Raw genomic sequence first — 6,750 nt, 5'->3', positions numbered from 1 at the left:
GAGCATTTTAATCTGTTCTTGAAAGAATGTGAGTGGAGGTTTAATATGGGCACACCAAGTGACTTACTGGCAGACCTGAAAAAGTTGCTCAAAGAATATTATTAGGTGTCAGCCCCTATAAAAATCAATAGCTTGAAATATATCTTTAAAATTTTACCCCACATATTCACCCCATATTTTATAATTCTAGAAGCGTGTTTCAGGGGGGGTAGCCCCCTGTGGTGTCCTGTTAGATTATCACATGGAATAGAATAAATTGTTGTATAATAGACTCTTAGGTGGTTTCTTCCGATATGCCAAGCTCAAGCACCCCTAAGCCATAGCGTTGGAGTGTTCTAGGAGAGCTTCCCAACGCTTCTCTAGAGCTTCCCATAGAGGGCTTTCAGGGTTCTTCTTACGTCTGTCACCACCATTGAGGTAATCTAGGGTAGCCTTGCTTCTATGTATGAGCTGGTAGGGGCAGGAGTGCGCGCTTTAGACGGATAATTCGTCATTTTTTGCACAAGAATCGACATTTTTTGCCATTTGTTAAGGTTTCCGTCATCAAACATTAACAAAGAGTTAATATAATAGTCGGTAGTAATAACACGTTATGTCGCCCGGTTTGTGTGGGTTAAACGCGCCCAAGCCCGGCGACATGCCACGAGTTTCTCTTGAGACCTCTTGTACATTTATTTTTTTTGTTCCAGAACTCTGCGCTCCTTTTCTTGATAAGATTGGTTCCCATTTTTGATTCATGTATTCTTCGGATGCACATGTACGGTTAATAGAGAAAAGAAAAAACGAGACACTAATCTCTCGTTCGTTTTCAATTTATCACGTGGTACGGAATTGCAATCAGCAATCACCGCCACCTAACCATTAAATATTCAGTAAAATGAAGCATTTACTATTAATCATCCTTGTCGGATTTTTTGCGATCAATATGAACGCACAAACGGAAAAAAATTACAAAGTACCACAAAACGTCCTTGCAGAGGTACTTGCTGTCGGACTTCCCGTAAATGCCAATGGTGTTTATGATTGGGGAAATCGGACTGCAGGAACCAAAGCGTGGACGAGCAACCAAAAAAACCTGCATGGGGTAGTGTTGGGATGGTCAAATGCTAAGGCAGCCTTGCAAGTTGCTAAAGCACAAAAAAATGTTGATGCAGAAACTATTGATAATCTTACGCGTGAAGTGGCATTCTTGAGCCAGAAAGCTCAGGACATCAATATTGATATAACCCTGAAGTCTTCAGCAGAAGAAATTGGAGACGACTTCAAGTTTTTCGCCAAAGGCACAAAAGTTTATGAAGGTTATGGTATGTCTGCTCCACTTGAGGAAGCTATTAAAGCTCAACTTCAGTTAGACATTCAACAACCAGGAGCTGTTCAAACAGCAAACCTCACCGTCCGTCCTTTGGAGGATGGTGGTGTAAGCGTGAACTTTACTTCAGTTGGAGGCCCTAAAAAGGCAATTTCTCCAGCGGAATTAAGTGCATCAGTCGTGGCATTGCGCCCGACTTACTTACCGGGGAAATTCGTTTTGTCGGCAGGTATTACTGGGGGTACGCATAAGTTCAGAACTTTCAATTCAGAGTTTACAGCTTTGACGATTGGGCTTGAACGCTTACCTTCCACCAATATTTGGAAGGATGCTATGCACACAAAGCGCGCCATTGACTGGTGGGCTGCTGCTGAAGGTTCAATTCTTTTAGATGTAGATAGAGTGCGTACAGGAGGAATTAACCATCTCGATGAAGGGAAGGCGCTTCAAACTGCCATTTTTAGTGGAGGGTTAAGCCTTCCTTTTGAATTGGAAGATGACGGCGATGTCCGTATGACCTTGATCGGTTTAGGTGGTTTAACGGCTGCTGTTGATTTTGTCTCTTCCAACACGGCAGGTGTCGGAGTTTCCTTAGGAGGTAACTTTAACATCGAGTGGGGGAAGAATTTCTGCCACCGATTTGGGTTCACTTTTCAAGGTGTCCCAGTAGGCGCAAGCTCTGGCGACCAAGACAGCCCCTTTAGAGGGTGGAATATGGACGCTTATTTTGCTACGGGGAAGTGGTATGTCGGTGGTTCAATTGAAGGCTACCGGTTTACCCAAGAGTATTCGTATGCAACACAGAGTGAAGGCGAACAACTTTTTACTCAAGGGGTTGTTAAAGTCGGTTTTACTTTCTAAGGTTCTAAATTATTTCCGTATTTTTTTTAAAAGTTTTATCCTCCATGCACTTAGCGCATGGGGGATAACTCTTTTCTGGGCCTAAAATTTGCCTTAACTGCCTTTTGCGGGAGTGCTCTAAGCATCCACCTCGGCTTTTAGGGCGTTTTCTACGATGAAGTCGCGGCGGGGTTCTACGACATCGCCCATTAGGGTTGAGAAAATCTCATCCGCTTGTTCGGCATGCCCGATCGTCACTTGTAGTAGGGTGCGCGTATCAGGGTCGAGCGTGGTTTCCCATAGCTGTTCCGGATTCATTTCACCTAGACCTTTAAAGCGTTGGATGCTGATGCCTTTACCGGCCTGATCCATCAAGGCTTTGAAGAAGCCACCCGGCGTCGTGCCTTTAATTTCAGCGGCTTTGCGCGTGTAGATAACTTCGCCTGTCGCGAATAACTCCGCAGCGGCGACACTTTTTTGTGCGATGAAGCGACCTTCGCGGCTACCGAAGAGTTTTTCGTCAATCACGTGACGCTCTTCCACACCGCGGCGCATGCGCGAAATATGATAGCCAAAATCCTCACCTACAACAGACCAGCCGCCGCCATCCTCTTCAGAGGCTAAGCGGTTCATCGTTTCGGCGAGGGCGGTTGCTTTAGCACTATCGCCTAATTCACCATTGAAGAGATCAACAATCACCGCTGCTTCCAGAATATGTTGCGGAATACGGCGGCCCATAATTTCTAAACGCTCTGTAATTTCGCAAAGGGCTTCAAGCTTGCCGCGTAGGGTTTCGCCTTCCACCACAGAACCATCGCCGAGCGTGACTTTACCTTCGTCAAGTAAGCCATTGATGAGGTGCGTTTGCAGTGCTTCATCATCTTTCAAATAGGTGTCGTTATTACCGCGACGGATTTTATAAAGCGGTGGTTGCGCAATATAAAGGAAGCCTGCCTCAATCAGCGGCAACATTTGGCGGTAGAAGAACGTGAGCAGGAGTGTCCGGATGTGAGAACCATCCACGTCCGCATCGGTCATGATAATAATTTTGTGGTAACGCGCTTTGTTGGCGTCAAAATCATCCACTCCAATGCTGGTACCGATTGCGGTAATTAGCGTGCCGATTTCTTGTGAGCCGAGCATACGATCAAAGCGTGCGCGTTCCACATTCAGAATTTTACCTTTAAGCGGCAGAATAGCCTGAGATTTACGCGAACGACCTTGTTTGGCCGAGCCACCCGCTGAGTCACCCTCCACAATGAAGAGTTCAGATTTAGCGGGGTCTTTTTCTTGGCAATCGGCCAATTTACCCGGCAGAGAAGATATCTCTAACGACGATTTGCGTCGTGTCAGATCGCGTGCTTTACGCGCGGCTTCACGGGCAGATGACGCTTCGACGATCTTCATGATGATCATCTTGGCGTCTTTAGGATGCTCTTCAAACCATTGCTGGAACTTATCGTAAGCGATGCCTTCAACCGCAGGGCGAACCTCAGATGAAACGAGTTTGTCTTTGGTTTGGCTGGAGAATTTAGGGTCTGGAACTTTAACGGAAACGACGGCTGTGAGGCCCTCACGCGCATCTTCACCTGAAAGGCTTACTTTTTCTTTTTTCGCGATGCCGCTTGAGACGGCATAGTTGTTAATCGCACGTGTGAGCGCGCCACGGAAACCCGCTAAATGCGTTCCGCCATCGCGTTGGCGGATGTTGTTGGTGAAGCAAAGCACGTTCTCGTGATAGCTATCATTCCATTGCAGCGCTACTTCTACGCCGACTCCCTCTGGTGTCTCGCCAATCAGAGCGACGGTCTCATGCAACGCTTGCTTGTTGCGATCAAGGTATTCAACATAAGCGGTGGTGCCACCTTCGTAGTAAAGTTCTACTTCAAGTGGCTCGGTAGGGCGTTCGTCGCGTAAAACAATGCGTGCGCCTGAGTTCAAAAAAGCTAACTCGCGCAAGCGATGTTCTAGCGTTGGGTAATCAAATTCAATATGCGCGAACGTGGCCAGTGATGGCATGAAGGTGACTCGCGTGCCTTTATTCTCGCCCGCATCACCCATTACCTCAAGGTGCTTAACCGTGTCACCTAGCTCAAAACGTGCATTATGCTCTTTGCCATCGCGCCAGATAGTCAATTCTAACCAATCGGAGAGTGCGTTTACAACGGATACACCTACGCCATGCAAACCGCCTGATATTTTATAAGAGTTAGAGTCAAACTTACCCCCCGCATGCAGCTGAGTCATGATCACTTCAGCAGCTGAGACGCCTTCGCCTTCATGGATGCCAACCGGAATACCGCGGCCATTATCGCCAACCGAAACGGAGCCATCTGCATTAATCGTCACGCTGACTTTATCACAATGGCCTGCAAGGGCTTCATCAATCGAGTTATCGACCACTTCATAGACCATATGATGAAGGCCAGAGCCATCATCCGTATCGCCAATATACATGCCCGGGCGTTTGCGAACTGCCTCTAAGCCTTTGAGAACTTTAATGGAATCTGCGCCGTATTCTTCGGCCTTGCTCGCTGGTTCAGCTGCTTGTGTCATGGAGTTATTACCCGTGATTATTCTTATTATTTTTAGTCCCCTAGTTTCTATAAGTAAAACGGCTCCATGGCTAGTAAAAAGAGTGGATTTTCAGGCTGAATTTTTACCCGATAAAATCGTCAGTACTCGGCTCGTTCAGGTAATCCATTTCGCAGGAGGTTTTGGGATGGATGGATGGGCCGAATAAATCAGGCAATGACGAAGTTATCCCTTGTCTCGCCTCTCAACTGACGTTACATTCCTTTTGGGTCGGTCAGCGGGCGAAGTGTCCGTGAACCCGGTCAGGGCCGAGAGGCAGCAGCCGTAACGGTTTTCTCTTCGGGTCGCTGCCGGCCTTTTATAATAAAAAGAAGAATGGTTCTAATCTTATGGAATATCGCGTTCTCGCACGGAAATACCGTCCCACTACTTTTGATGATCTTATTGGCCAAGAGGTGCTCGTGCAGACCCTCTCGAATGCCATTGAGCGTAACCGTGTGGCGCATGCCTTCTTGCTGCATGGAATTCGCGGAATCGGTAAAACGACGACCGCGCGCATTATCGCCAAGGCGCTCAACTGTATCGGCGAAGATGGCAATAGCGGCGCCAATATCAACCCGTGCGGAAAATGCGCCAATTGCGTTGCCATCACCGAAGATCGCCACATTGATGTGATGGAAATGGATGCCGCCTCGCGTACTGGTGTTGATGACATCCGTGATATTATTGAGACCGTGCATTATGCTCCCGGCCAAGCGCGCGCCAAAATCTATATTATTGATGAGGTGCACATGCTCTCTAAAAGTGCGTTTAACGCGCTTTTGAAAACGCTGGAAGAGCCGCCGGAGCATGTGAAATTTATCTTTGCGACCACAGAACTTCGTAAGATTCCAATCACGATCCTGTCTCGCTGTCAGAAATTTGATCTACGTCGTGTGGAGGTCTCAGAGCTTGCCGCGCATTTGGCGAATATTTCCGCAAAAGAGAATGTCACCATCGCCGAAGATGAGTTGAAGCTTATTGCAGGAGCTGCCGAAGGCTCTGTGCGTGATGCACTTTCTATGCTCGATCAAGCCATTGCCTTGGGCGATGAAGCACAGGGCAAAACAACGGTCGCTACAGGCAAGGTTGCGCAAATGCTAGGCATGGCAGATAAGAGCCGTACCGTAAGTTTGCTAGAGCACCTCTATGCGGGCGAAGTGAGCGAAGCGATCGGGTTACTGCGCGCGCAATATGCAGATGGAAATGATCCGGCGTTGGTTCTACAGGAATTGATGGGGCGTGTGCATGAAATCACATTACTTAAAACAAATACGCAAGCCGATGGGGCAGAGATTGCACCGGAATATACCCGCCTAAAAGAATTATCAGGCAAGTTGAGCTTGGGGCTTCTAACACGCAGTTGGCAAGTACTCGCCAAAGGCATGCAGGAGATTGCGCAAGTAAGCAACGCTCTGGCCGCAGCGGAGATGATTATCATCCGCCTTGCACATCTTTCTGATTTGCCAGATCCGGGTCAATTGCTGAAAAAGCTGAAAGCAGAAACAGCAAGCAGTTCTGCGGCGACACCAACGGTATCGGCACCGGCGGCACCCGCGCCAGCTCCTGTTGCAATAGCCGCCCCCACACCTGTCGCAGTCGCCGCACCCGCGCCTGAGGTTGTTGCTAATGAAAACCTATTGGAAGAAGCGCAGCGTTCCGATGATTTTGCCAGCTTTGCCAGTATCGTCGAACTGTTTAAACGCAAAAAAGAAATGATGCTCTCTCATCAGCTTTATACGGAATCACGTTTGGTGAGTTTCTCTAGAGGTAAGCTAGAGATTAATTTTGGCGAGAGTGTAGGCCGCGATGTGCCAGCCGAGATTTCCGAAAAGCTCAAAGAGTGGAGCGGTGATGCATGGATGGTTGTCGTCAGTAGCGAGCCGGGAAATCCGTCTCTACGTGAACAAAAAGACAGCAGAATCGCCGCGCAAGAGGCGAAAATTCGTAAACATCCATTGGTGGAAGAGGTGCTAGCCGCTTTCCCCGGTTCAGAAATTAAAGAAATAAAACTCGGAGCATAAGTC

General features: G+C 47.9%; 4 protein-coding genes and 1 other RNA gene. 4 read left to right on the top strand and 1 reads right to left on the bottom strand.

All coding sequences use genetic code 11. The features are described 5' to 3' along the window. Together P8P30_05795 and P8P30_05790 are read left to right on the top strand one after the other, a co-directional pair. On the top strand, positions 1–105 hold a 105-nt coding region (locus tag P8P30_05795), incomplete at its 5' end, for an IS1595 family transposase (GenBank protein ID MDG1287061.1). Between the two features lie 772 nt (positions 106–877). Then, positions 878–2,170 carry a hypothetical protein gene (locus tag P8P30_05790; GenBank protein MDG1287060.1) on the top strand — a complete coding sequence of 431 codons (1,293 nt, stop codon included), beginning with the start codon at positions 878–880 and terminating at the stop codon, positions 2,168–2,170. Positions 2,171–2,287: 117 nt separating this feature from the next. On the opposite strand, the gene gyrB is transcribed toward P8P30_05790, so the two are convergent. Further along, positions 2,288–4,705: a DNA topoisomerase (ATP-hydrolyzing) subunit B gene (gyrB, locus tag P8P30_05785; GenBank protein MDG1287059.1), complete on the bottom strand. Its 2,418-nt coding sequence runs from the start codon at positions 4,703–4,705 to the stop codon at positions 2,288–2,290. 245 nt (positions 4,706–4,950) lie between these two features. On the opposite strand from gyrB, the gene ffs reads away from it, so the two are divergent. Both ffs and P8P30_05775 read left to right on the top strand, forming a co-directional pair. Then, an RNA gene (gene ffs, locus P8P30_05780) (signal recognition particle sRNA small type) lies at positions 4,951–5,045 on the top strand. Further along, positions 5,032–6,747 (top strand): DNA polymerase III subunit gamma/tau, encoded by a 1,716-nt coding sequence (locus tag P8P30_05775; protein MDG1287058.1) that lies wholly within the window; start codon positions 5,032–5,034, stop codon positions 6,745–6,747. The genes ffs and P8P30_05775 overlap by 14 nt, the downstream gene beginning before the upstream one ends. Positions 6,748–6,750 lie beyond the last annotated feature (3 nt).

It is taken from the genome of Rickettsiales bacterium, assembly GCA_029252805.1.
Classification (GTDB): Bacteria; Pseudomonadota; Alphaproteobacteria; order Rickettsiales; family JALZUV01; genus JALZUV01.
This window is presented reverse-complemented; position numbering and strand designations above follow the sequence as displayed.